This is a genomic window from Entomoplasma ellychniae (assembly GCF_002930155.1).
GTDB lineage: Bacteria > Bacillota_I > Bacilli_A > Mycoplasmatales > Mycoplasmataceae > Entomoplasma > Entomoplasma ellychniae.
This window is the reverse complement of sequence record NZ_PHND01000001.1, coordinates 558,578-584,583: the sequence shown is the minus strand read 5'-3', so window position 1 is coordinate 584,583 and position 26,006 is coordinate 558,578. Positions and strand designations below refer to the sequence as shown.

The following is a 26,006-nucleotide window of genomic DNA, read 5'->3' as shown; positions in this document are numbered from 1 at the left end:
ATTAAAAGTTTAATGGTTTCCCAGACTCTAATGCTTCTGCAGCTTCACCAATAGCTTCACTCATTGTCGGGTGAGGATGAATAGCTTTTGCTAATTCAGTAATTGTTCCTTCACATTCAATTAATGTAGTAAATTCTGAAATCATGTCAGTTGCTCTGTTACCAATAATATGAGCACCTAAAAGTGTTTTAAATTCTGGTTCACAAATAATTTTTACAAAACCTGTTGTGTCTTCATCAGCTAAAGCTTTACCAATTGCTGCAAATGGGAATTTAAATGTTTCATATTTAACACCTTCTGCTTTTAATTGTTGTTCAGTTTTACCAATTGCTGCAATTTCAGGGTGTGAATAAATACAACTTGGAACTTTTGCATAATCTATTTTTAAATCATGTGTTCCTGGTTTGTTTGATTTAAATGCAATTCTATTTGCTGCAATAACACCCATATGTGATGCTACGTGAGCTAACATAATTTGACTAGTTACGTCACCAATAGCATAAACATTTTCTAGGTTTGTTTCACCATACTCATTTGTAACAATTGATTTTCTTGGACTTAATTCTAATCCAATTTCTTCAAACCCTTTAGTTACAGTTTTACGCCCAATTGATTCTAAACAGTAATCTGATTTAATTGTTTGGTCTTTTCCATCAACTTCAAAAGTAACTTCTTTACCTTTAATAGATTTAACTTTTGCATTAGTGTGAATAGTCATACCATTTTTTGTAGTTAATTCTTTTGTGATTAAAGAAATAATATCTTGATCTAATAGTGGAAGGATAGCTGGTGCTCCTTCAAGAACAGTAACTTTTGAACCAAGTGAAGCAAACAATGCTCCAAATTCAATACCAATAACTCCACCACCAATAACTGTTAATGATTTTGGTATTTTAGGAATATTTAATATTTTAGTTGAATCAATCAAGAATCCAGATTTTCTTCCTTCTTCAAAACCAGGTAATGGTAATTCATTTGGAACTGATCCAGATGCAATAATTAAATTTTGAGCATAATATTTATCACCATTAACTTCAATAATATTTTTATTAATTGCTCTAGCTTCACCAATAATTTGGTCAACTTTGTTTTTAGTTAATAACATTTTAACTCCACCAGTTAATTTTGAAACAACTCCATCTTTTCTTTGAAGAGCTTTTGTTCAATTGACTGTAGGTTTTTTATTTTCACCCATTTCAATACCAAGGTTTGCAGCTTTATGAACTATGTCTTCGAAAACTTTTGCTGTTCTTAATAATGACTTTGTGGGAATACATCCAACATTTAAACAAACACCACCATAGTATTGTTTTTCAATAATTAATGTTTTAAATCCTGCTTGTGCAGTTTTAATAGCAGAAACATATCCACCAATTCCCGCTCCAATAACAATAACGTCATACTTTTCTTTAATACCAGTCATATCAACTGGAGCTGCTTGAGCAACTGATTGTGTTGGGGTTGGTGCTGGTTTTGATGCTTGCGTTGAAGGTCCTCTTGAAGGTATTACATCATTTGAAACTGGAGTTGATCCAACAACACTTGCGTTTTCTTCAATAGGTTCATTTTTAGCAGCTTCTGGTTTAGTTTCTTCAACTGGAGTTGAATCACCCCCCTTACCATCATCAATTTCAACTACAACTTCTCCAACTTTGATTTCTTGTCCTTCAGTTATGTTAAGTTTTGCAATTTTTCCAGCAACTGGTGCTGGAATTTCTGAGTTAACTTTATCAGTTTCAACAAAAAATAAAGCATCACCTTCTTTAATTTCTTGTCCTAATTTAACAAGAACTTCAGCAACTTTACCCTCTGTTAATCCTTCTCCGATATCGGCGAATTTTACTTTATACATTCTATAGTCTCCTTACATTAATAACAGAGCTGGATTTTTTAAGTAGTTTTCTAATTTCATTAAAAATCTACCTGCGTCTCCACCATCTATAATTCTATGGTCACATGTCATTGAGAATGGCATTATTCAACCTGATTTTATTTCATCTTTAACAAAAACTGGTGTTTTTGTCATTGTTCCAACTCCTAATATAGCTGATTCAGGTGAGTTAATAATTGGAGTTGCATAATCTAAGCCAACAGCTCCAAAGTTTGAAACTGTAAAAGTTGCGTCTTTCATTTCACTCATTGATAATTTACCTTCTCTTGCTTTAGAAGCTAGATCAGCTATTTGAACAGCTATTTCAAACATAGTTAATTGATCTGCTCCTTTAATTACAGGAACCATTAATCCTTTTGGAGTATCAACAGCAACACCAATGTTAACATTGTGTAATTGTAAAATTGCATTATTTTCCACATCAGCTCTTACATTAACATTTGGCATTTCTTTTAAAATTTTTGCAGCTGCTTTAATAATAAAAGCTAAGTAAGTCAATTTGATCCCATTTGCTTCACAAGAATCTTTTAACATCGCACGCATATTGTATGTAGATGAAATATCTATATTTTTCATTCCAGTAAATGCTGCATTTTCTGTTTTAGACTTAACCATTGCTTTGACTGTTGCTTTTCTTATTCCATTCATAGGAATTGAATCTCATGATAAAGGCGCATCAATAGCTACAGATTTTGTTAAAGCAAGTTGAATATTATTTGAAATTCCAGTGTTTGCGTTTGTTGGAACGCTTGTTGAAACATTATCTAAATCTTTAACTAAAATTCTCCCATGTGGACCAGTCCCAGTTAAAGTACTTAGGTCTATATTTTTAGCTGCAGCCATTTTTCTAGCTAATGGCGTAGCTTTAAAATTGTTTGTACTCATTTTTTAATGTACCTCTCTAATTAAAATTTGTAGTCTAGTACGTTTTGCATAGCTACCAATATTTTTTGTGGGTTTACTTGATGAAAACCTTCACCTCTGTCATAAGGAATAATAACATCATATCCTGTACATCTAGATAATGGTGCTTTTAAATATTCAAAACATTTTTCATTAACTGTAGTTATAATTTCAGTTGAAACTGAAAATGATCTAACAGCTTCATGAACTACTAATAATCTACCTGTTTTTTTAACTGATTCGATTACCATTTTTTTATCTCATGGTTGAATTGATCTTAAATCAATCAATTCAATTGTTGCGTTTGGATGTGAAGCTTTTAATAATTCAACAGCTTTCATACAATCGACAGTTTGTGAACCATAAGTTACAACAGTTAAATCGTTTCCTTGGAAAATTTTAAAACCTTCACCAATTGGCACAGTATAATACCCTTCAGGAACTTCTTGTTTAAATGCTCTATATAGTTTTGTTGGTTCTAAAACAATAACTGGGTCTGGTGATTCAATTGCTGCTAAAATTAATCCTTTTGTATCATATGGGGTTGAAGGTAAAACAGTTTTAATTCCTGGTATATGTGCATAAATTACTTCTAATGCTTCAGAGTGATGTTCTAATGCTCTAATTCCCCCACCCATTGGCATTCTAATAACCAAAGGTGCAGTTCATTTACCACGACTTCTATTTCTCATACGTGAAATATTTGTAATAATGTTTTGCAGTGATGGTAAACCTAATCCTTGAAATTGTAATTCAATAACTGGTTTCATTCCATTCATAGCCATACCTAACCCAACACCAGCAAACATTGCTTCTGATATTGGTGCATTGAAACTTCTTTCAATACCATATTTTTGTTGTAGTCCTTGAGTAGCTCTAAAAACTCCACCTTCAAGTCCAACGTCTTCTCCAAAAACAATAACATTTGGATCACGTTCCATTGCTACATCAAGAGCTTCTGTTACAGCTTTAATACTATTGATAATTGCCATTAGTGGTGTCCTCCATCTTTTGATTCTGGGTATTTTGCAAAAAATTCTTTTGCCTCATTCATTTGTTCTTTTAAATCTTCAGTTAATTCAGAATATTGATAATTAAATATATCTTCAATCCCGTAGTTTTTATTTTCTTCTACTCAAGCAAACTCTGCAGCAATATGAGCTGATTGTTCTTCATCTAATTTAACTTGTTTTTCTTCACTTCATAATTTTTTATCAATTAAATATTGTTTCATTCTAATTAATGGGTCATAAAGTTTAGCATTTTCAAATTCAGGTTTTGGTCTATAAACATCTGGTGAGTCAGATGAAGAGTGAGCGCCTAATCTATATGTATCATATTCTATAAACACTGGTCCATTTCCTGATCTTGCGAATTCAACAGCTTCTTTAGCAACAGCTCATGAAGCTAAAAAATCATTACCATCAGCTTTTATTGAAGGAATACCAGTTGCAATTCCTTTTACAGCTAAGTTTATAGATTTTGTTTGTTCATAAGTTGGTGTTGAAATCGCTCATTTGTTATTTTCAGTTATAAAGACAACGGGAACTTCATGAATTTTTGCAAAGTTCATTGATTCATAAGTTTCACCTTCACTCATTCCACCATCCCCAGTAGTTGTTAAAGCAACACCATCACGTTTTTGGTATTTTTCTGCAAAGGCTAATCCAGTTGCTTGTGAAAATTGAGAACCAATAATAATGTTTGGCGGTAAAGAATTAACCCCATCTGGTGCTTTAGCACCCATTTCATTTCCAGTTCAATAAAGCATGATGTTTCTTATTGGTTGACCCATGGTTAATCATGCTGCATTGTTTCTATATCCAGAAACAAAAAAATCTTTTTTAGGATCTAAAACCATTGTATATGCAACTTCACAAGCTTCTTGACCTGTTGAAGAAAGAAAAGATAATAATCTTCCTTGTCTTTGCATTTTATTTTGATAATCATCTTGTCGTCTTGATAAATTCATGATTGAATAAGCTTTAATAAGCTCTTCATCAGAAATTTTTGGCATTAAAGTTGGATTTATAACTTTACCATCTTTATCAATAACTCTAACAACCTCATCTTTTAAAGGATCGAATTTTCCGATATATTTTGTTTTCATTTATTTTATACTCTTTCTAGTTTATTTTTTATTAGAGGATTAAACCTAAAATATCTTCTATTTCAAATGCTTCTCCAAAAATTTGTTTCAAATCAAAATCATTTAATACATTTTTGATTTGTTGGTAATCATATGAAATGTTTGTTAAATGTTTTTCAAGTTCTTCAGTTCCTTCATAACCTAAAAAATCACCATATATTTTTATTTTTGAAATATTACCTTTATCAATATTTAGCTTTATTTCAAGCAATCCTTTTGTTTCTAAGTATGCTTTTTTTGATAATTCAAAATCTTCATTTTTTCCAAATGTTCATTCTCTTAACTTATATTTATTTTCTCACAAATTAGTAACTATATCTTGTTGGTTTGAATTCAATTTAATCCACTTAACTTCTTCATTAACTGTATAACTTTTTATAACACCTTCAATAAATGCTTCTAAACTTACATCTTTGTTAATATCAGTTAATAATCTTTTAATATTTGCTACTCTTGCTGGTTTTGATTTAACTTTTTGGTGTTTTATTTTTTCAGGATCAACATTTAAATATTTAAGAATTTTAGGTAATTCAACATCAAACAATAAGGTCCCATGTTGTAAAACCTTTTCTTTACTTTTTAATTGTGCATTTCCAGAAATTTTATAACCATCAATTTCAATATCATTTCTCCCAGAAAAATTAGCATTTAAGTTTTCTGATTGTAAATATTTGATAATTGGTTTTAAGACATCAGCAAAACTGGTTTCAGTATTTTTGTCGTTATTAACAATCAATGAATAACATACATTACCCATATCATGAAAAACGGTTCCTCCACCTGTATTTCTTCTTATAATGTGAACATTATCTTTCATAGCTTCATTAATATTAATTTCAGCATATGTATTTTGATTTCTACCAACAACAATAGTGTTAGCATTTTGCCAAATATATAATATTGGGTCATTAGTTTTAAAATGATATGTTAAATATTCTTCAAGCGCTAAATTGTATGATGGGTCATTAGTTTTAGAAATAATTAAATTAATCATTATTTCTTTTTAAAGTAGTTTAAACCTAAAACCTCTAATCCCGCTAATGTAACGAAATTGTATGGTTTATTAAAGTGAGGTAAAAAGAACATATCAATCAATGGAAGTTCATCAATTGTTAAATCTTTTTGAATACCTAAAGATAACATATGAATTAATTCAGTATGATTATTTTCACCAGCTACTTGTGCTCCAATAATTTTTCTAGTTTTTTTGTCTCAAACAATTTTAATTCAAGCTTGCTTGTAAGTTGCCATGAATTCTGGTCTATCAGAATCACTAAAACTTACAGCTTCATAATCTAATCCAAGTTTTTTAGCTGAAGTTTCACTAACCCCAGTTGAAGCCATTTTAAATCCAAAAACTTCAATACCATTAGCCCCAGTAAAACCAGGTGAAGGAAGTTTATTTCCATTAACAATATTAGCAGCAGCTAAAATCCCAGTTCTAACAGCTGTTGTTGCTAATTGGATAGGTACTTCAGCATTCAAAGCTTTGTTATATACTGTTGAGCAGTCTCCAATGGCATAGATGTCAGGATTTGATGATTGGCAAAACTCATTTGTAATAACAGCTTTTCTGTCACTTAAATCCACAACACCTTCTAATGGTTTTGTTTGTGCAACCACGCCAACTGAAAAAACTACATAATCAGTTTTGATTTCTTCTTTTGAAGTAACAACTGAAGTAACTTTATTATTTGAATCACCTTTAAATTCTTTAACACCTTGATTAAGTGCAAGATGAACTCCAGCTTTTTTCATTCTTTCTTCAACGTGTGAAGTAAATTCAGCATCATAATAAACTGGCATAATTCTGTCTGCAAAGTCAACTAATGTGACTGTTTTACCATGCGATACAAATGCATCAACTAACTCAACACCAATATAACCAGCACCAACAACAGTTACATGTTTAATTGATGGGTCAATATTAGCTTTTTGGATCGCTTGAGCATGTGCATAATTTTTACAAATTTGAACGCCTTTTAAATCCAACCCTGGGATAGGTGGCAACAGTGGCCATGTTCCTGTAGCAACAATAACTTTGTCATAGTTATCATTATAAACTTCACCAGTTTCTAAGTTTTTAACTGTAACAGTTTTTGCTTTTTTATCAATAGACAATCACTCATGTTTCATTCTCACTGTGATTCCCTCTGATTTCAGAATTTCTGGGTTTGCATAGAATAATCCTTGAGGATCTTGGAATTCGCCTTTAACTCATAATGCAATACCACAACCTAAAAATGAAATAACATCGTTTTTATCGTATGTTGTTACTTCTATTTCAGGGTTTAATCTTTTTAACGTTCTAACAGCTGTTGTACCAGCATGGTTAGTACCTAAAACTATAACTTTCATTTAAAGTCTCCTTTGTTTTATTTATTTGGGTGGAATATTTTTTAAAAATTTACTGTCATTGTAGAAAATATTCTTATATAAATTATACTCCACATTATTTTTGTATAAACTAAAAAAGTAAATTATTATTTTTAGTTTATTTAAATATATAATAAAACACTTGTAAAAAATAATTTAATTTTTTAAATGAATATATATTGTTTTATGAAAACTTGATTTTAATGTGGTATTAAAATAAATAATAAAAATACACATAAAATGTTAAATTTTAAGGTTATTTAATTCTATTGAACAATATTTGCTTTGATTCAATTTTTTTAAATTTTATTTCTAAAATATTATCAAAGTTTATTATTTCAATTTGTTTATTCGAAACACCCATATCATTAAACATTTTATCTGAGTTTTCAACCAATATAGGTTTTAATAACAAAATGACTACCACTATAGCTTTTTGAAGAGTTATAAGAACTTTTTCAAGTTCTTCAAATCTCTCTTCTTTAGCTAAAGTTCAAGGAGTTTGTTCTTCAATATACTTATTTAAAGTTTTACCTAAATCTAAAACAACTCTTGTAGCTTCACTAATTTTGTACTCATCCATTAATTTTTTATAATTATTAATCGTTGATATAACTTCTTGTTCAACAACACTATTCATTTTAATGACACTATGATTTAGTTTACCTTCAAAGTATTTAGTAATCATTTGATTTGTTCTTGATATTAAATTACCAACATTATTTGCTAAATGAGCATTATATGATTCAACGAATAAATCTTCAGTAAAGTTACCATCTTTTTCAGTTGGTAATTCATAAGCTATATAAAATCTAAATCCGTCAGCTCCATATTTTTGAATTATTTCAATTGGGTCAACTACATTACCAATCGACTTACTCATTTTAGTTCCACCACTAAGTATTCAACCATGACCTAATAAATGGTTTGGTTGTCTTAAGTTTAGACCTTTTAAAATAGCTGGTCAATATATTGAGTGAAATCTAATAATTTCTTTTCCAGCTAAATGTAAAATTTCTGTATCCTTATCTTCTCAATATTTTTTAAAATTGTTATCATTTTCTTGTAAGTATCCAAGTGCAGTTATATAGTTAGTTAATGCATCAATTCAAACATAAACAACATGTTTTGGATTTTCATTAATTGGTATACCTCAACTAAATGAAGTTCTTGTTACTGATAGATCTTTTAACTCTGGTTTAACAAATGAATTTATCATTTCATTTCTTCTATACGCTGGAATTAAAAAATCACTAGCTAAAACATCATTTTCTATAAAATTTTGAAATTTAGACAATTGTAAAAAATAAGTGTCTTCTTGAACAACTGCAACTGCATTATTTGATATTTTACATCTATTATCTTCTGTGATTTGATCAAAGTTTAAAAACTCTTCACAACTAACACAATAAAAACCTTCATATTTACCTTCATAAATATATCCTTCTTCTAATAATTTTGTAAATATCTTTTTAACAGTTTCTTTATGATAAACATCTGTTGTTCTAATAAATTTATCATAATCAATATACAAAAGATTTCACAAAGTTTTAAAACTTTCTACTTTATCTTTTAAATATTCCATTGGCGTTAAATTTTCTTCTTCAGCTTTTTGCTCAATTTTTTGCCCGTGTTCGTCACTTCCTGTTAGAAAGTAAGTTTCATAACCATCAAGTTTTTTATATCTTTTTAAAATGTCAGCTAATGTTGTTGTATAAGCATGACCAATGTGTAAATTTCCTGAAGGGTAATAAATTGGGGTTGTTATGTAAAATTTTTTGGGCATATATGACACCTTTCTCTTTTATTAAAATTATTTTATCATTTTTTAGGTTTTGATTTTGATATAATTTATTTATAAAGGGCAGAGGTAGCGAAAGCTTGAGAAAAACTCTTAGAACCTGATCTAGTTAAAACTAGCGTAGGGAGTCCTAAATTGATTTTTTTTCTGTTTTTTTATGTGGGGGTTTTTACATGGAAAAACATTTTTTTATAAATGTTAAAAGACTTAGAACAAAAGACATCGCCATAATGGGAACGATGTTATCAATATATGTTATCTTAAATGCAACCACAGCATTTTCTTTTTCTATTTTCTTTTTATCATTTAACTTAAAACTTATTCCAATATTTATACTAGCAGCTTATACTGATTGATTAAGAACATTAATTATTGGTTTAATTGGTGGTTTAATTGGTTATTTTTTGCCAACTAATGCAGACGCAGGAATACCTATAGCTTATATTTTTGATTATTACTTTCCATTATTGTTTGTTAGTTTTTGTAGCGTATTATTACCAAGAAATTATAAAAAAATAATTAATTATTCAAATTTTTATAATTCATTTATTGGTCATTTTTGAGGTGTTATAAAAACTTTTTTTATTTGATTGTGGCAACAAAAAATTTTTGTTTTAGTTTTAGCAATTTATGTAATAATGAGTTATTGTTCAAAAATAATAGGTGGGGTTTTATTTTGGTCTGCTGGGAAACCAGAAGGCGATAACGTTTGAATTTGATCTATGATTTATAATATACCAAACTCTATAAATAACTTTGTTTTTTTCGTTTTATTTATTCCAATTACTTGTTACACAATAGAACCTATAAGAAAGCAAATATATTAAACAAAAAAATAAAAACTTTTATTTAAATATAGCATTGAATTTTTCTGAACAATATTGATATAATTTATTTATAAAAGGCAGAGGTAGCGAAAGCTTGAGAAAAACTCTTAGAACCTGATCTAGTTAAAACTAGCGTAGGGAGTCCTAAATTGATTTTTTTTCTGTTTTTTTATGTGGGAGGATTTTACATGGAAAGACATTTTTTTTATAAAGTTAAAAAAATTAGAGTAAAAGATATAACAACAATGGGCATAATGTTGGCTTTATATTTAGTTTTAAATGTAATGATAGGTTATTCTTTTGGTGGTTTATATTTTACAATTAATATACAGTTCATTCCTATCTTTATTATGGCTGTTTATACTGATTGATTAAGAACATTAATTGTTGCAATGATTGGGTCTGTAATTGCTTTCTTTTTACCAGCAAATTTAGATGCTGGTAATATTCCAGCTTATTTATTTGATTATGCAATCCCTTTATGAATAATAGCAGTTTGTAGCTTATTTATGCCTAGAGAAATTAAAAACATTGTGAAATATTCAAGTTTTTATGATAAACGTATTGGTAAAATTTGAGGTTCAATAAAATATAGTTTTATTTGAATTTGAAGACAAAAGGGATTTGTTATTGGCATTTTTGTTTTTGTAGTATTGTTTTTTATTTCAAAATCAATTGGTGGAGTATTATTTTGAAGAGGTGATAGACCAATTAATTTTCAACTATTTATTTGAGCAGGAGGTGTGAATCTACCTAACTCTATTATTGATTTAATTCTATTAGGTATTCTTATTCCATTAGTTTGCAATATATTACAACCAATCAAAAAACAAATATATTAAAAAGACTCTTTTGCTTCCTTATTTTTTATATTTTGATAAATTTATATGGCAATACCCATTTGGGTTTTTGTCTAAATATTTTTGGTGGTATTCTTCAGCATTAAAAAAGTTTTTCAATAACTCATTTTCAACAACAATTTTTTGGGGATCATTGTTTTGTTTATCAGATATATAGTTTTTCGAATAATCTAATATAGTTTTATCTTCTGAGTAAATTCCAGTTCTATACTGAGTTCCTTTATCATTTCCTTGCTGATTTAATAAATAAGGATTTATAATTGAAAAATACAAATCAAGAATTTCTTTTAAGCTTATTTTATTTTCATCAAATTCTATTTTAAGAGTTTCAGTATAATTTGTTTTGCCCGTACACACTTGCTCATAAGTTGGATTATCAATATCTCCTTGAGCATAACCAACAGTTGTTTTTAATATTCCTTTTTGATAATCAAAGAATGCTTGAACACCTCAAAAACATCCTCCAGCTAAATATATTGTTTTCATTTTATATCTCCTATTTAGTTTTATGTTTATTAATCATATCAACAAACATTTCATTTATTCCACTTAAGTTATCTTTATTTAAATTCATTTCATTTTCATATGCATCAATCATTTTACAAACCTTTGCTACAAGTACTTCACCTTTATTTGTTAAATAGATTTCATTTTCATTTGCTCTTAAAGAGGTTTTGATTACTATAAATCCCTCTTTAATAAGTGTTTTTATGTTTCTATGTAATGTTGGTTTAGTGGTATCTGTTAAATAAGCTAGCTCTGTTTGACTTATTCCTTCTACATTCTTAATAAACATTAAATGAAAATATGCCAATGGATATAACGATGGATATTCATGTGTTATTATTTTAGTTATTTGTCTTTTAATAATCATTATAAGTAGTTCACCCTTAAGTAAAACACTTAAATTATTTAAATTATATTTCTTTTTCATTGCATCCCTTTCGTTAAAGTTGTAATATATAATATAACTTGTTTCATTTGAAATTAGTTATATTATTTGAAACATTTATTATCTTGTTAGATTTATTAATTTTACTAAAAAGTTAAGGAGATTATATGGAATTAAACAATAAAAAAATAAATGGTGTTAGTTATCACTTATTAGAAGCTATAAAAAATAGAAAAGGTTTTTCTATAGGGGTTTTATTGCTAACTATTTTTACTGTTTTATTAATGGTTTGAAATATTAAATGTGTAGAATTGATTACTTCTTTAATGGTTTCTAAAAGTGTTTTAGATTCTATGAAAGATATAGATCCAAAAAATATACAAGCACTTATACAATTATTAAAATTGCCAGAAGGCATAACAACTGATCAAATTATGAAAATATTAGCTAGTTGTTCAACAACACCAGAATTTTATCAAGCCATTATTCAAGAATTTTTTTATAAATTCATAAGTTATGATGGGTCACAAATTTATATTAATCTTTGAGGGGCTAAGTTTGGTTTGTTTGCTTTAGCTTACTCAATGATAGCGGATATAATTGTTATAATTATTATGTCTTATATAAAATATATCTTTTCTGGAAATGTAGCTTTAGCTTACGAAAATAAATTGAGACGCCAACTAATTAGTAAATTAATTGATCAAGATGTTCAATTTTTTGATTTGAATCAATCAGGACAAATTATTTCAACAGTTATAAAAGATAGTGGGGGTTTAAACAACTATATTAAAGAAGCTCCAGTGATTATTCTTTTAGCAATTTCAACAACAATTTCTTCTGCAATTTTAATGTTAACTATTAGCTGAAAACTTGCATTATGTGTTTTTGGACTATTAATACTTTTTGTAATTATTATTTTTATCAGTATTAAAATTTCCAACAAAGCAACTAGAAAAATAAATGCTATAACTGAACAGCAAAATAATGATATGAGTGAAAAAATATATAGTATTAAGTTAATTAAATCATCAGGCACTTTTGAAAAAGAAAGAAAACACTTTGATGACCTTATTCAAAAAACAAACAAAAAAGAGAAAAAGAAATTTTTTGTTGGCGAGTTGCCCTCAGCTTTAATTATTGGTGGTGTTGGAAGTTTTTCAATGGCTTCTATTGTATTTGGTGTCTTCTTATTTATTAATGATACACAATCATTAATAAGTATCATTTCTTCTTTCACAACAGGTGTTATCACTATGACAATCCCAATTATGCAATTAAGACCTATTATTAACGAAATACCAAGAACCAAAATAGCTGCGTGTAATATATCAAAACTATTAGAAAGTGAAATTACAATAGATAAATTTAAAACTCAAACAATAAACGAAAAAGTGGAATCAATTAAGTTTGATAATATTAATTTTATTTATCCAAATACTGAAAAAATTATATTAAAAGATTTTAGTGTTAAATTAGTTAAAGGTAAGAAATATGCTTTTGTTGGGCCTACTGGCTCGGGTAAATCCACAATAGCTAAATTACTTTTAAGATTTTATGAAATTCAAAATGGTGAGATATTAATTAACAATAATATTAATCTAAGACATTTAAATCTTAAATCTTGATTAGATAAAATAGGTTATGTTGATCAAGAACCACAAATACTAAGTGGAAGCATTTATGATAATGTAGCTTATGGTTTAGAAAATAAAACTATAATCGAAATAGAAGAAGCATGTAAAAAATCAAAACTACATGATTTAATTATGACTTGACCTGATGGATATGACACAATTTTAGCTGAACGTGGTGCTCAACTATCTGGTGGTCAAAAACAAAGATTAGTTATTGCTAGACTTATTTTAAAAGATCCTGAAATATTAATTCTTGACGAAGCTACTTCTGCGCTAGATAATATTGTAGAATCTGAAATTCAAAAAGAACTTGAAGTATTAATGGAGGGAAGAACCACAATTTCTATTGCACATAGATTATCAACTATTAAAAGTTTTGATGAGATATTTGTGTTAGAACCTGGTGTTGGAATTGTACAAACAGGAAATTTTGAAGAGTTAACAAAAAAAGAAGGACTATTTAAAGCTCTTTATAAATTATCGAAATAGTTATAATTATTTATTAATAGGTAATTAGAAAAAATTAATAAAAAAAGGCTATTAGAAACCTTTTATAAATTTAAATTAATCTTTTTTTATTTTTTTGTTGTTCACCAATCAATTTACAAATAAAAAGTCTAATGAGTGCATAACTAATTGAGCTTTTATTGAGTTTATATCTCATAATAAAGATTAATCACTATCAAACTTAATGAAATCTTGAAACAAATTTTGAAAATCACAAGTTTTATTACCAATTCCTAAAAGATTAGTTTTTTTAGTTAGTTGTTCAGCAATTCCTTTAATTAATGAATTATTTCCAGATATCGTTATTAAAATAACGCAATCATTTTTTGTAATCGTGTTTATATATGTTTCAATGGACACTGGGTCTGATTCTGAAATAATATTTAAACCTTTTCAACACATTCTTTGCACAAAATTTTTTGATATATTATATGAAAGATTAAACGCAAAAATAAATATTCTTTTCGAATATGTAAAACAATCATTAAAAATTTTTATATCTTTATGTGAAAGATAATTAAATTGTTTTTCAAAAGATTCATTATGTATTTTTACATACTTTTTATAAAAAACCTTTGAATTGTTATTTATTTTTTCTGAAACGTTTACAAAATTTCCATCAATAATAATAGACTTAGAAATATCTGAAAGTCTTAACTTTAATTCTCTGTAACCTTTTAAATTAAGTTTTTCTGCAAACCTTGTTATTTTTGTTGGACTGGGGTTGCCCACTTTTTCTGGACCCCCAACTTTGATTTACTCCAGCATTTAAAAAACTTACTTTTACAGGTTCGGTGAAAATTCCCATTAAAGGTGCTAACCACTTGTTACTTCCAAATAATGATATAATTTGAATCATTGTTCATGTTATACCTCACATTATTCAACCTCAACCAAAAAATGTTACAAGTGCTAACAATATTCCAAAAAAACCTATACCAAAGTTTTTAACTAACATTTCATAACTTTTATTTATTTTTTCTAAATAAAAAGATTCCATTTTTTTAAGAAATCACCCAGACAAAGGGCCAACAACCATTGCACCTATAAATTGATTAGGTGAACCAGGATGTGAACCATCAGCTAAAGTTATGTGATTAGCATAAATTCAATCTGTCCCAATTATTGTTCCTAAAATTACAAAAGTAGCTAACATCCCTCCTCTTATTCCATAAATCATTCTTGCTCCATTGAATGCGATTAAAATTGGAATTAAATATTTTATACCAGGGTCAACTAAACGGCCCAACATTGGGGCATTAAATCATCCTAAAGGTTTATTGTTATCATAGTCATATAAAAAAACATTGCGGTTCATAAACCTCATGCTAAAAGTACACCAATTGATGGCATAATCATCCCAGCCATAAAACCTTTTAAATTTATTATAAATAAAATTTTCATGTTTTTGATGATTTTTACAATCTTTAATAAAAAAGAAAAAAAGCTGCTAAGCAGCTTTTCTATTCTTTATTTTTAAGTTGTGGAAATAATAATACATCTTTTATTGATTCACTATTAGTTAATAACATAACTAATCTATCAATTCCAATACCAATACCAGCAGTTGGAGGCATTGCATATTCTAAAGCTTCAATAAAATCTATATCCATTTCAGTAGCTTCATCATTTCCTGCATCAGCTTCTTTAATTTGATCATTAAATCTTTCATATTGGTCAATAGGATCATTTAATTCACTAAATGCATTTGCATATTCTCTACCAATAATAAATAGTTCAAAACGATCGGTGAATCTTTTATCATCTTTATTTGTTTTAGATAAAGGTGATATTTCTTTTGGGTGACCATAAATAAATGTTGGTTCAATAATTGTACTTTCAACAAATTCTTCGAAAAATAAGTTAATAATGTGTCCAACAGTTTGTTGGTGTTTTTCAACATGTATGTTATTTTTTTTAGCTAATTCTAAAGCTTGATCAATTGACATTTCTTTTCAAAAGTCAACACCAGTTAAATTTTTAATCTCATCAACCATGTGTAATCTTTTAAATGGTTTTGATAAGTCTAATTGATGTTCACCATATTGAATAATTTGCGACTTATTAACTACTTCATTAGTTTTTCTAAATAACTCTTCAGTTAAATCCATTAAAAAATAAAAGTCTTTATAAGCTACATATAATTCAATAGAAGTAAATTCGGGATTATGTCTTGTGCTAATTCCTTCATTTCTAAATATTCTACCAATTTCATAAACTCCATCAAATCCACCAACAATTAACCTTTTTAAATGTAGTTCTGTAGCTATTCTTAAATAAACATCAGTATCTAGGGCATTGTAATGTGTTTCAAATGGTTTTGCAGCAGCACCACCCTTTATATTGTGCAATATAGGTGTTTCTACTTCCATATAACCTTTAGCATCTAAAATATTTTGAATAGTTCTAATAATTTTTGTTCTAGAAATAAAAGTTTTTTTTGTTTCTGGGTTAACAATTAAATCAACATATCTTCTTCTGTATTTTTCTTCTATATCTTGAATACCAGCGTGTTTATCTGGCAACACTTTTAATGATTTAGAAAGTAGTGTGTATTCTTTAGCTCTTAATGATAACTCGCCATGATTTGTTTTCATTAAAATACCTTTAAAACCAACAATATCACCTAAATCTAATTCTCTAAATAAGCCAAACTCTTCTTCACCAATCTCATCTAATCTCACATACACTTGTAAAGAATCGTTTTGATCATCAATATTAATAAAAGCTGCTTTGTTACCAGCTTCTCTATATAATCTGATTCTTCCAGCAATTGAGATTTCTTTTTGGTTTAAAGATTCTAATTCTTCTTTTGTATACTTATTAAAATTAGATATTATTTCATTTAATGAATGAGACCTTTCATATTTTGTAGCTTCAAAAGGGTTTTGACTTAATTCTTGAAGTTTTAATAATTTAGCACGACGTATTATTTCTTGCTCTGTAAATTTTCTTTCTGACATCTTATTCTCCTTTGTAAAGTTTTATTATATCTATAATATCATTAAATGCTTGAATTTGATTTGCTTGTTCTTTTAAACTGCTAATATTTTTAGTTTTATCTAGGGCAGCTAAGTATCAAGTCAAGTGTTTTCTAAATTCCTTAATAGCAAATTCTTCATTACCTCTTCATTGAATTAAAAGTGTGGCGTGATTTAAAACTGTGGCTTCTCATTCTTGTAAAGTAGGTTTAGCTAATTCTTCACCAGTCTCTAAATAATGATTTATTTGTTTAAATATTCATGGATTACCTTGACTAGCTCTGGCAATCATTACTGCATCACAACCAGTTAAATCTAACATAGCTTTAGCACTAGGCCCATCAACAACATCCCCATTACCAATAACAGGAATAGAGACCGCTTGCTTTACTTCTCTGATTTTTTCTCAATCAGCATTGCCAGTATAAAACTCATCTCTTGTTCTACCATGAACAGCGATTGCACTAGCTCCAGCTTTTTCAATTAACTTTGCGACTTCAACAGCATTAACACTATTTTTGTCTCAACCTAGTCTAATTTTTGCTGTTACAGGTTTTTTAGTATTATTTACAACTGCTTGAACAATATCAAAAATAAGGTCTGGGGATTTTAATAAACTTGATCCACTAGCAGATTTAATAGCAACTTTTGGGGCAGGGCAACCAATATTAAGATCAATAATATCACAATCAACATTTTCATCAATTCATTTTGTTGCAGTAATAAATGAATTTACATCATTTCCAAAAATCTGCATGCTCATTGGGTGCTCTTCTTTATTAACTTCTAACATTTCATAGGTTCTTTTGTTATTGTGTGTCATTCCTTCAATAGAAACCATTTCAGCACATACAAGACTTGCTCCATGTTGTTTTGCTATTAATCTAAAAACAGGATTAGATATACCAGCCATTGGAGCTTGTACAAGTTTACTTTTTATTTCTATATTTTTAATTTTCATAATTATCCAAATACCTGCCCTTCTACATAAAAATCTCTATTAATGTCTGTGAATTTTATTGAAATTTTTTTATTTAAGTGTTTGAAATTATCTTCAATATGACTAACCATTTTTTCTCTTAATTCTATTTTTCTACAAATTCAGTTTATTTCTATATATTTTTTCTTTATCACTTTCTGGTGATAGTATTGTTGATGGAATGTAGACATAAGAAATAGCGTTTGGTTTAGCCTGAATCAATAAAGCTAATTCATTTGTTTTTTTGAATACTTTATTATTTCTTTTTCTGTTAGTCCATAAAATTTTAATATTGGCAAAAGAACTCTTTTCTAATTAGTAATATTTTAACAAATAAAAAAATAAAGGAATTAACCTTTTATTTTTATTATTTGATTGAATCTAAAATTGTATTATTCAAAATTTCTATTTTATTTGTTCTAGATGATCATTTGAAAGAACTGTTTGTTTGTTTTTCTGGTATTTTAGAAAACTCTGAATCTAAATCTCCTGTTACAAAAAACTCAGCATCATTTCCAAATTGCTTGACTAATTTTTCTGTAATAGGTTTAGGGTTCATCGATTTGTGACCTCCTGAAAATTTATCCCACTTAGATGTTACCATAGTTGTAGAAAATATTGTATATTTTGATTGACCTATAAGTTCTGCGACTTTTAATGTAGCTGAATTATCAGAGCTGTGATGTGCTGCTATTAGAAGGGCTGTTTCTTTTTCTTCAACTTTTTTCATAAATTTATCATCTCTGAGTATTCCTTGATTTTGTAAATCTCCCAAAACCAAAACAGTGTTACCGTCAGCTGTGAACCTGAGAACTTGACTAGTGTCATTTGGGTCTTCTCAAGGTTTTTCTTTTAAAGTTTTTAAAGTTTTATTTGAAGAATAAGCAGAAAGATTTTCAAAAGTTCCACCTAAAAAATTGTATTTTTTTGAAAATTTTGTATCTACTTTCCCATTTCAATTAGGAGCGTTTCTTATAATTGTTTTTTTAAGGTTATCATATTCTAAAGGAGCTATAACTTTTGTTTTATCTTGTTCATAAGATTTTAAAATTTCAAAAACCAAATCATAATGATCTGAGTGCTTGTGTGAAATGAAAATTCCATCAAGATATTGGATCCCAGCTTTATTTCTCATAAAATCAATAGCTCATTTTGAAGATGTTTTTTTCGCTTTTGTTCAATTTTTTTTAGGGCTGACTTGATAATTATTTATAAAGAATTGTTCTGATTCGCTATTAGAATGGCTATGTTCTATTTCAGCAAACTCTAATTCATTTTTACTCGTTGAATCAACACCAGAACCTGCGTCGATTAAAACTGCATGAAAATCTTTTTCTACAATTGTAAAATTAGCATTTCCAACTGACATGACATAATAATTTACATTAGTTAGTTCTTTTGTTTTTGATGGTAAAAATATATAAAAAAGAATTGAACCAATTACTAAACATAGTATTAAAATTAACGAAAGTGTTATTGCTTTAACTTTTTTCATTATTACCCTTTAGAACTTGATGATCCTCTTTTAGAAAGACCATTGATTATAAATTTATTAAATACTACAAACACAACTAACATTGGTAAAATTGCTATAAAAGACGCAGCCATTTTAAGATTTATAGGGTTAAAACCAACTTGTAATTCTGGTTCAAGACCTGAAGTTTGCATCATTTTCCAAAGCATAATAGGTATTGTTTTTCACTCTGAGTTATCTCGCATTATAGTTACTGGCCATAGAACTGAGTTTCATGATTCAATAAAAGATATTATGAAAGCAGTAATAATAGTTGCACTAATAGCTGGTAAAGCAATTTTTAGAAAATATTGAAAACTAGAAAGACCATCAATTTTTGCCGCTCTTTTTAAATCTCTATTTAATGCATAAAAAGCATTGCTCATTAAGTAAATTGTAAAAACATTACCTATAAAAGGAATAATTAATGCCATTAAAGTATTTGTTCAGTTTAATTGGACCATAAGAATATATCTTCCAAGTAACATAGCTTCTCCAGGGACCATCATAATTGAAAACATTATCATCATGAATAATGGGTTGATTTTTGTTCTTCAATTATAAATTGCAAATCCCCCAATAATAGAAGCTATCAATTGAGTCAATGTTGATAATATTGCTATAAAAAATGAGTTTAAAAAAAATCTTTGAAAAGATATTGAGTCAGAAGAAACAGAATCAATAAAATTAAACATGTTTTTGTATGTTTCTAGACTTCAACTTTTAGGCCATAGCAATTCTCACAAAGTTCTTGTCTTTGTTGGATCAACTTCATCATAACTTTTAAAAGACGTAATTAACATTCAATAAAAAGGAAATATCGTAATAACAAACATAACTAAAAGTATAGTTCAATTCAAAAGTCCGGGTGCAATATTTTTATATCAAACATCACCAGACATTCTTAATGTATTTTTTTGTATTTTTTTAACTTTTTTTAAGTAGAAAAAGTTTTTAAAGTTTATTCATTTTAAAGAAAACTTAATGAAAAAAAACAAACTTATTTTCATAATAAACGCATTAAATCAATTATTAGACAAAATAATTTTTTCTTCTTTTTTTTCTATTTGACTTTCGTAATTAGAAATTTGAAAATTGTATTTTTCTCTTGATAAATTTTGGCTAGCCATATTTTCCTTTCTATCTGTATTTTTTATTTAAAAATCTAGATAATTTTTTATTAAATATTGTCATAAGCAAGGTTAATACCATAAGAACTATTGAAGCAGCTCCAGCTTTTCCATAAGAAGGTATACCACCTCCACTTGGATTAACTTTGTCAAATATATAATAAACAGCTGTTTGTGCTGAAGATTGTCTTGCTTCGGAATAGTTGTTAAATAAACCTAAAGGCATAAACTTAAACCCCCCAATTATACTTGTGGTAATCATGTAAATTATTACTGGGAGTATTTGGGGTAATGATATTTTTCAAAATTGTTGTCATCTAGGGGTCCCATCTAATGAAGCTGCTTGATACAATCTTTTATCAACTCTTAAAAAAGCTGATGTGAACATTATTATTTTAAAAGGCAACATCCTTCATACACCAAATATAACAAGTAATATCATGGTATATTTTGGTTCTCTTCAATTTACATTAAAATCTTTTATAAAAATTTTCATAAATGTATTTATAACTGGGGCACCACCATTTAAAAATAATGTTGAGAAAACCATAGCCACAGCTAAAGATGATGTAACATAAGGTAAAAATAATGTTGATTGGAAAAAACCATATGCTTTTTTGCTTAAAAGATTAGAAAGTGCTTTTGCAGTAAATAAAGCTATAAATAACGATATCGGCACTGAAATAACAACGTATATAAATGTATTTCTTAATGAATATACAAATTCTCTAGTTTGATCTTCAAAAAGTATAAATTTTATTTGTTGGAAGCTGAAAACAAAATTTCCAACAGATCCCCCAGCACTAAAACCATATCTAAAAACTATAAAAATTGAAAAATAAGAAAATATTAAAACAAATATTAAACCTGGTGTTATTCATAATAACTGATTTAAAAAGTCAAATTTACTCTTTTCCATATTTTTTGGTTTTGGTGTTAAGAACTTAGGTTTAAAGTCACTGTTTTTTTTATCTTGAACACCTTTAGGATTATCTTTTAATTCTTTGAACTCTTTAGTTTTTGTTTTTTTAGATCAATCATTATTTTGCATATTCAACCTCTATTTTATTTTGATTTTCATCAAAAACATAAATATTATTAGGGTCAGTATACAATTTTATAGTTTTGTTTTTTGCAACAATTTCTCAATCTTTTGGGTCTATAACTATCATTAGTTCTGAGTTATTTGTTTTTATTTTAACGTGATTTTGTTTACCTAATTGTTCAACTAAAACTACATGTCCTTCTGCTAAAAAAATTAAATTTTTATCTCTTTTTGTTAATATTTTTTCTGGTCTTATACCTAATTTAAAATTTCTAGATTCTGGTAGGTTTTTAAAGTTTAAAAACTCATTAGATGGTAATTTGAAACCACTTTTTGTTTTAGAAGCTTTTATAAAATTTATATTTGGTGTTCCTATAAAATTAGCCACAAACTCATTTGATGGGTGATTATATATATCTAATGGAGAACCTGATTGCTGTAAAACACCCTTATTCATAACATATATTGAATCAGATATACTCATAGCTTCTTCTTGGTCATGAGTAACAAATACAGTGGTAATTCCAACACTTTTTTGAAATCTTTTAATTCACTCTCTTGTTGTTAATCTTAATTTAGCATCTAAATTTGACAACGGTTCATCTAACAAAAGAATATTTGGTTTTTTTACAATAGCTCTTGCTATTGCTACACGCTGTTGTTGACCACCTGACAATTCACCTGGCTTTTTATTTAGCTGATTTTGTATTTCAACTTGTGTTGCTGTTTCAAAAACTAACTCTTTAATTTTTCTTTTTCTTGTATAAATTTGCTTTTTGATTTCATTTTTTTGATCTTTTGTGTCTTCTAGAGAAGAGTTAACTAATAATTCTTGATCTAATGTTGAAAAATTTCTTAATAATATATCATTAACACGCATTTTTATATCAATTTTAATATTTTCTTCTAAATTGAAAGTTGCTTTATATTTTATTGAAAAATTAAATAAATTATTAAAGTACCCAATTGTTCTAACAAATCTATTATCAGCATATTTTAATAAAATTTCTTTTTTAAATTTATCTAAGATATTTTTGATTAAAGAATAAATAATTTCATTTTCAACTTTTAATTTTTTTGCTTCACTATTAATAAAACTAATTATTTCGTAGTTTACTTTAGATGCAACATTGTTTTTAATAAAGTTTGATTCTATTTTTGTTTTTAAAGAAAGCAATAATTTTTCAATAATTGTATTAACTTCCTTAAATTCATTATTAACAAAACTAAATGTTACTTCATCTTTTGTAATTTTGTATTTTTCATACTCAGAAGATGTTAAATTAGAAAAAATTACAATATTTAATTCTTTTTTTTGTTGTTTAGAGATTTCCTTTTTAGTCTTTTTCATTGTTTTTTTTAATTCATTTGTATATTTAGAAAACTCTTTATTTTTATCTTGAATATTTTGTTTTAAATTTTTTATAAAAATAGAAAATCTAATATCATATATTGAGTCAAAAGACTTTAACTTTAAATATAAGTCATTCTCTACTTTATTAATTATTTTTTCAAAAGAAATTTTTGATTTATCATACAAATAAGTTTTAAGTTGATTAAATGCATCATTTTTTTTGTTTTCAGATCCTTGTGCGTTATTTATTACTGATACACAATACTCATTTATAGATTGTTTATGGTTTCTTAAAAATTTAACCTTCAAATTTGCTTTTAAATTTTCAAATTCATTGTTAAATTTATTAATTAATGAATCAATTTCTTTTTGTTGTTTTATTATTATTGAATATCCTTTTGATTCATCAATTGCTTTAATTCTTAATTTGTTTATTTTGTTCTCATAACTTAATTCTTTTTTAAATTTTTTTGAATAATAAAGAGGGTAAGCTATATTTTTAAATACACTCATGTGTGTATACAATGCATAACTTTGGAAAACTAAACCTATATTTCTTTTTTGGCTAGATTTGTGAGTTACATCAATCCCGTCAAAAAATATTTGACCAGAAGTTGTATTAATTAATCCTGCTATGGCATTTAAAGCTGTTGTTTTACCACATCCAGAAGGTCCTAAAAGAGAAACAAGTTCACCTTTTTTTATTTCGATGTTTAAATTGTCAACAGCTAAAAAATTACCATAATCAATATTTATATTTTTTAGTTTAATACTCATTTTAATCTCACTACTTAATTCTATTTATTTTTAATTGTTATTTTTTTTAATATGTCGCCACCATCATGTGTCAGTATGTGATATGCCAATTTTGTAACATCAAGATTTGATGCACTTTCATAATTTAATAAGTCAGCAAATTTTGCGCCTTTTTTATACATTATAGAACTACCTTGAGTCTCAATTGTGGCTTGTTTAATAGCGTCTCTAAATTCAGTACCTATTGGTGATGGTGAAGATGCAACTAATATAGGTTTAGATTCATAATTTGTTTTTGATGAGTTAGATATCCCGGCTATTTTTGATAAGTAATCTTCTACAAAACCTGTATTGATAGAACTTATTGTAGCTCTTGTGTTAGTTTTTGAAGAATCTGATGCATCAGCCAATGGTGTAAATAAATCTTCAAATTTTGCATCTTGATTGTTTCTTATTTCTTTACTTAAGGTGTCAAGTTTATTAACTCTTTCATCTTCTGATTTATTTTCAAAAGTATAAGTTGTAACACCATCAGCTATATTTCTTGAAATTTTATTTCTTAAATATGATAAATTATTGATTTCTTCTAAAGTTGGTATTTTATTTTCAAAACCTTCAAATTTATATTTTGTTTCATCTTTATCAATATTTTCAATCATATCTTTTTTTAATGTTTCAAATGCAAATGCTTCTGCATTATTATAAGTTCCATTAATATATTCTTTAAAGATTTTTAATCCATCTTTTGTTGCAGGCATATAATTTGTTTTAAGCGCAAATTGTGCTGATTGCTTTGGTTGCATTATATATTGTAAGAAAGCAGTAACGCTTTTTTCTTTTTTATCCGCATTTTCACCATTTGATTTAAAGCCTGCTATACCAGGACCTTGTGACATGAAAGTGTCATTTTTATTTCCAATTGATGATGTTGTTATCAAATCTGCATTTGATGTTGCATAAGCAGAGTTTGATTTAGTTTTACCATTAGCATCTTTTGTTTCATATCTTAGTGTTGCAGATGTATAGTTATAAGCACCCGCAGATGATCCAGACCCAACAAGTGTTGTCCCATTTACAAAAGATTTACTTGTGTAAACTGCACCACCAGTTGTTGAATATTTACTCATAAAAACACCTTTTCATGCATCAAGCTTTTGACCATCTAATTTGTCATCAACCAAATTTTTAAGATCATCTAATAAAGCAGTTGTTTTTAAAAATGACTTTGAATTTTTATCTATTTGAAAATCTGTCCCAGTAACTTTATTTTTTGCATTAACATTTGTTTGAGAATTATAAAGGAAATTATTTTTGCTATCAGTAATATCTAAAGATCCGTTTTTTTCTGGGTTTTCTGCTGCTCAATCCATAAAAAATTTATTTTCTATAGAATCAATAGAAAATGCATAATGGGAATTAGAGTTATTTAAATCTGTTAATTTTTGAATTTCAGTTTGGTCTTGTGTAACTAATATACTTTTTCCAAATGCTGTTTCGTTATAATCTATAGCACCATTAGTTTGATATATTGCTTTAATCACTTTTGCTATTGTCATGATGTTTTTTGAATCTTTAAAAATATTTTTTATTTCTTGAATATTAGTTACACCGCTAAGTATTGACTCAAAACTATTTCTATCTGATTCTGGTAATGTATTGTATGTATTATTAGCTATTTCTTTATTAAAATAACTTCCTTCATTTGCTTTTGGTCTACTTCCAAGAGAAAGTTTTCTTTCTGTATTATTGTATTCGTTAAGAATGTTTCTTATAGTTCCTTTATTTGTTTCTTGTCCTTCAATCAGTGTTTCTTGTAAATCAGCTAAAAGTCTAACATTAATTATTGAATAATCTACTGATTTTCCAAAGGGAAGTACTATTTGTTTACTTTGATATTCACCTTCTTTTAAATATGTTTCAGTAATTAAGGAATCATTGAATTTTGAATACTCATCTTCACTACCATAAGAACTCTTCATATCTCTAACTTTGTCTTTTGCATTAGAGTATGTAAATTGTGAAACAGCATCACCATAAAATACATATAAGTCTGGTAAATTACCTTTTGCAGCTATGTTTTTTGAAATGTTTCCAGATTTTTCTCACCTAGCTTCAATTTTAGCCATTTCACCAGAATTAATTTGTTCAGCATAGGTTTCATTAAATTCATCAATTAGGTCTGAATAACCTTGTTGTTTATCTTTTGATGTAGTGCCTATTGTTTCTTGTGGCATTAAAAATATTGCATTTTTTTCTGGTTTAACACCCCCACAAGATACAGCAGTTAATGAAGCAGGAACAGTTAACGTTGTTGCAGTAAAGATTGATAATAATTTTTTCATTTTTCTCCTTAGGTTTTATTTATGAAATTTAAAATTATTTAGCAACTAATATAAAAAAGATAA

The 26,006-nt window shown here is 27.3% G+C and carries 20 protein-coding genes, 1 pseudogene and 2 riboswitches; of the genes and pseudogenes, 3 read left to right on the top strand and 18 right to left on the bottom strand.

The genetic code is table 4. The features are described from left to right. Position 1: 1 nt before the first annotated feature. The 7 genes and pseudogenes from lpdA to metG form a co-directional block, all read right to left on the bottom strand. Positions 2–1,852 carry a dihydrolipoyl dehydrogenase gene (lpdA, locus tag EELLY_RS02600; protein WP_104205917.1) on the bottom strand — a complete coding sequence of 617 codons (1,851 nt, stop codon included), beginning with the start codon at positions 1,850–1,852 and terminating at the stop codon, positions 2–4. A 12-nt stretch (positions 1,853–1,864) separates the two neighbouring features. After that, positions 1,865–2,770 (bottom strand): annotated as a pseudogene (locus EELLY_RS02595) (dihydrolipoamide acetyltransferase family protein); the annotation flags it as partial. Positions 2,771–2,796: 26 nt separating this feature from the next. After that, entirely contained in the window at positions 2,797–3,786 is a 990-nt protein-coding gene (locus EELLY_RS02590; protein ID WP_104205915.1) for an alpha-ketoacid dehydrogenase subunit beta, read from the bottom strand. Beyond that, positions 3,786–4,904, bottom strand: a complete 1,119-nt coding sequence (pdhA, locus tag EELLY_RS02585; RefSeq protein ID WP_104205914.1) for a pyruvate dehydrogenase (acetyl-transferring) E1 component subunit alpha — start codon at positions 4,902–4,904, stop codon at positions 3,786–3,788. The genes EELLY_RS02590 and pdhA overlap by 1 nt, the downstream gene beginning before the upstream one ends. 31 nt (positions 4,905–4,935) lie before the next feature. Beyond that, positions 4,936–5,937 (bottom strand): lipoate--protein ligase, encoded by a 1,002-nt coding sequence (lplA, locus tag EELLY_RS02580; protein WP_104205913.1) that lies wholly within the window; start codon positions 5,935–5,937, stop codon positions 4,936–4,938. Then, positions 5,937–7,301 carry an FAD-dependent oxidoreductase gene (locus tag EELLY_RS02575; protein WP_104205912.1) on the bottom strand — a complete coding sequence of 455 codons (1,365 nt, stop codon included), beginning with the start codon at positions 7,299–7,301 and terminating at the stop codon, positions 5,937–5,939. The genes lplA and EELLY_RS02575 overlap by 1 nt, the downstream gene beginning before the upstream one ends. 274 nt (positions 7,302–7,575) lie before the next feature. Continuing rightward, the gene (gene metG, locus EELLY_RS02570; RefSeq protein ID WP_104205911.1) at positions 7,576–9,105 is read right to left on the bottom strand and encodes a methionine--tRNA ligase; all 1,530 of its coding nucleotides are present in this window, start codon (positions 9,103–9,105) and stop codon (positions 7,576–7,578) included. A 70-nt stretch (positions 9,106–9,175) separates the two neighbouring features. Beyond that, a riboswitch (TPP riboswitch) is annotated at positions 9,176–9,264 on the top strand. 29 nt (positions 9,265–9,293) lie between these two features. On the opposite strand from metG, the gene EELLY_RS02565 reads away from it, so the two are divergent. Continuing rightward, positions 9,294–9,947, top strand: a complete 654-nt coding sequence (locus EELLY_RS02565) for an energy-coupled thiamine transporter ThiT (RefSeq protein ID WP_104205910.1) — start codon at positions 9,294–9,296, stop codon at positions 9,945–9,947. A 69-nt stretch (positions 9,948–10,016) separates the two neighbouring features. Then, positions 10,017–10,105, top strand: a riboswitch (TPP riboswitch). A gap of 30 nt (positions 10,106–10,135) precedes the next feature. After that, on the top strand, positions 10,136–10,789 hold the full coding sequence (locus EELLY_RS02560; RefSeq protein WP_104205909.1) for an energy-coupled thiamine transporter ThiT: 654 nt from the start codon (positions 10,136–10,138) through the stop codon (positions 10,787–10,789). An 18-nt stretch (positions 10,790–10,807) separates the two neighbouring features. Here the strand turns inward: EELLY_RS02560 and msrA are convergent, their stop codons facing one another. Further along, positions 10,808–11,293 carry a peptide-methionine (S)-S-oxide reductase MsrA gene (msrA, locus tag EELLY_RS02555; protein ID WP_104205908.1) on the bottom strand — a complete coding sequence of 162 codons (486 nt, stop codon included), beginning with the start codon at positions 11,291–11,293 and terminating at the stop codon, positions 10,808–10,810. 10 nt (positions 11,294–11,303) lie between these two features. Next, complete coding sequence (locus EELLY_RS02550) at positions 11,304–11,741, bottom strand: MarR family winged helix-turn-helix transcriptional regulator (protein ID WP_104205907.1); 438 nt, start codon at positions 11,739–11,741, stop codon at positions 11,304–11,306. Between the two features lie 125 nt (positions 11,742–11,866). On the opposite strand from EELLY_RS02550, the gene EELLY_RS04300 reads away from it, so the two are divergent. Further along, on the top strand, positions 11,867–13,825 hold the full coding sequence (locus EELLY_RS04300; protein WP_104205906.1) for an ABC transporter ATP-binding protein: 1,959 nt from the start codon (positions 11,867–11,869) through the stop codon (positions 13,823–13,825). A gap of 183 nt (positions 13,826–14,008) precedes the next feature. Here the strand turns inward: EELLY_RS04300 and EELLY_RS04130 are convergent, their stop codons facing one another. The 9 genes from EELLY_RS04130 to EELLY_RS02500 form a co-directional block, all read right to left on the bottom strand. Then, on the bottom strand, positions 14,009–14,575 hold the full coding sequence (locus tag EELLY_RS04130; protein ID WP_181021044.1) for a MurR/RpiR family transcriptional regulator: 567 nt from the start codon (positions 14,573–14,575) through the stop codon (positions 14,009–14,011). Next, positions 14,526–15,161: a PTS sugar transporter subunit IIBC family protein gene (locus EELLY_RS02535; RefSeq protein WP_219818101.1), complete on the bottom strand. Its 636-nt coding sequence runs from the start codon at positions 15,159–15,161 to the stop codon at positions 14,526–14,528. Before EELLY_RS02535 ends, EELLY_RS04130 begins: the two co-directional genes overlap by 50 nt. Positions 15,162–15,306: 145 nt before the next feature. Then, entirely contained in the window at positions 15,307–16,806 is a 1,500-nt protein-coding gene (lysS, locus tag EELLY_RS02530; protein WP_104205904.1) for a lysine--tRNA ligase, read from the bottom strand. 1 nt (position 16,807) lies between these two features. Continuing rightward, positions 16,808–17,785 (bottom strand): tRNA dihydrouridine synthase DusB, encoded by a 978-nt coding sequence (dusB, locus tag EELLY_RS02525; RefSeq protein WP_104205903.1) that lies wholly within the window; start codon positions 17,783–17,785, stop codon positions 16,808–16,810. Between the two features lie 385 nt (positions 17,786–18,170). Beyond that, positions 18,171–19,298: a ComEC/Rec2 family competence protein gene (locus EELLY_RS02520; RefSeq protein WP_104205902.1), complete on the bottom strand. Its 1,128-nt coding sequence runs from the start codon at positions 19,296–19,298 to the stop codon at positions 18,171–18,173. Between the two features lie 2 nt (positions 19,299–19,300). Further along, complete coding sequence (locus EELLY_RS02515) at positions 19,301–20,446, bottom strand: carbohydrate ABC transporter permease (protein WP_104205901.1); 1,146 nt, start codon at positions 20,444–20,446, stop codon at positions 19,301–19,303. Positions 20,447–20,456: 10 nt separating this feature from the next. Next, positions 20,457–21,497 carry a carbohydrate ABC transporter permease gene (locus tag EELLY_RS02510; RefSeq protein WP_104205900.1) on the bottom strand — a complete coding sequence of 347 codons (1,041 nt, stop codon included), beginning with the start codon at positions 21,495–21,497 and terminating at the stop codon, positions 20,457–20,459. Continuing rightward, entirely contained in the window at positions 21,487–23,622 is a 2,136-nt protein-coding gene (locus tag EELLY_RS04360) for an ATP-binding cassette domain-containing protein (protein WP_104205899.1), read from the bottom strand. The genes EELLY_RS02510 and EELLY_RS04360 overlap by 11 nt, the downstream gene beginning before the upstream one ends. A gap of 20 nt (positions 23,623–23,642) precedes the next feature. Next, positions 23,643–25,943 (bottom strand): lipoprotein, encoded by a 2,301-nt coding sequence (locus EELLY_RS02500; protein ID WP_104205898.1) that lies wholly within the window; start codon positions 25,941–25,943, stop codon positions 23,643–23,645. Positions 25,944–26,006: the final 63 nt, after the last annotated feature.